General features: G+C 71.4%; 3 protein-coding genes. All 3 read right to left on the bottom strand.

The features are described from left to right. On the bottom strand, positions 1 to 225 hold a 225-nt coding region (gene ccmI, locus HUK84_RS19485; protein WP_176641684.1), incomplete at its 3' end, for a c-type cytochrome biogenesis protein CcmI. A gap of 7 nt (positions 226 to 232) precedes the next feature. Continuing rightward, a complete protein-coding gene (locus tag HUK84_RS19480; RefSeq protein ID WP_176641683.1) occupies positions 233 to 703 on the bottom strand; it encodes a cytochrome c-type biogenesis protein in 471 nt (156 codons plus the stop codon). Then, a partial coding sequence (locus HUK84_RS19475) for a redoxin domain-containing protein (RefSeq protein ID WP_176641682.1) occupies positions 700 to 1,129 on the bottom strand: 430 nt, incomplete at its 5' end. The genes HUK84_RS19475 and HUK84_RS19480, both read right to left, overlap by 4 nt.

Raw genomic sequence — 1,129 nt, 5'->3', positions numbered from 1 at the left:
CGCCGCATCGCTGGCCAGCAGCCGGCGCTGGATCTCCAGCGCCGCGCCCGCATGCTCGGTTTCGGCGATCAGCCCGTCCTGCCGGTCCCGGTCCAGCTCGACCAGTTGCGCCCGATGCAGCATCAGCGCGGAATCCCGCTCGTCGCGCACCCTCGCGCGGCGGAAGATCGTCAGCGACGGCAGCAGCACCGCGGCGCTCAGCAAGACAATACCAATCCAGATCATGCCAATCTCAGCGCGCTTCAGTCAGGTCGGTCAGCCGCGCCCGCTCGGCATCGCTCAGCGGGGCAGGGGCGGGGCGGCGGCGGCGGAAGGACAGGGCGGCCACGATCCCCCCCACCAGCAGCGCCAGCACCGGCATGGCCCACAGCAGCGCCGTGCCGACGGTCAGCGGCGGCCGCAGCCGGATGAAATTGCCATAGCGCCCGACCATCCAGTCGATGACCTGCCGGTTCGTCTCGCCCTTCAGCACGTGCTGGCGCACCACGTGGCGCAGGTCGCGCGCCAGGCCGGCGCTGCTGTCCTCGATGGATTCGTTCTGGCAGACCAGGCAGCGCAGTTGCGACCCGATCGCCTCGGCCCGCGCTTCCTGGCGCGGATCGGGCAGCATCTCCGCCGGATCGTCCACCGCCGCCGCCGCCAGCGGCGACAGGATGGACAGGACGGCCAGGGCGAACGCCAGCCGGCGTATTCGCGTCCTCATCGGCGCAGCCCGGCGGCCAGCGGCAGCAGCGTGTCGCGGATCGTCCCGTCATCCAGCGCCGCCGCGTTATGCCAGCGGATCACCCCGCCCGGCCCGATCAGATAGGATTCCGGCACCCCCGACACCCCCCAATCGATGGCCGTCAGGCCCGGCAGGTCGCTGGCGATCCGCGTATAGGGATTGCCGGCCCGGCGCACGAAACCGGCCGCATCCTCGGGCTTGTCCTTGTACGCGATGCCCCAGATCGGCAGCCGCGCCTTCAGCAGGTTCAGCGCGGGCATCTCCGCGACACAGGGAATGCACCAGGACGCAAAGAAATTCACCAGCACCGGCGCCGTCAGGGCGCGCAGGTCGGCCGCCCCGAAACCCTGGCCCGGCGCCTGGTCGGGCAGGGCGAAATCCGGCACCGGCCGGTTCAGCACCGGC

Source organism: Nguyenibacter vanlangensis (genome assembly GCF_013376155.1).
Lineage (GTDB): Bacteria > Pseudomonadota > Alphaproteobacteria > Acetobacterales > Acetobacteraceae > Gluconacetobacter > Gluconacetobacter vanlangensis.
This window is presented reverse-complemented; position numbering and strand designations above follow the sequence as displayed.

What these genes read in the sequence shown, in the direction of transcription:
- HUK84_RS19480 (WP_176641683.1), bottom strand. Translation starts at nt 703, where the DNA reads ATGAGGACGCGAATACGCCGGCTGGCGTTCGCCCTGGCCGTCCTGTCC.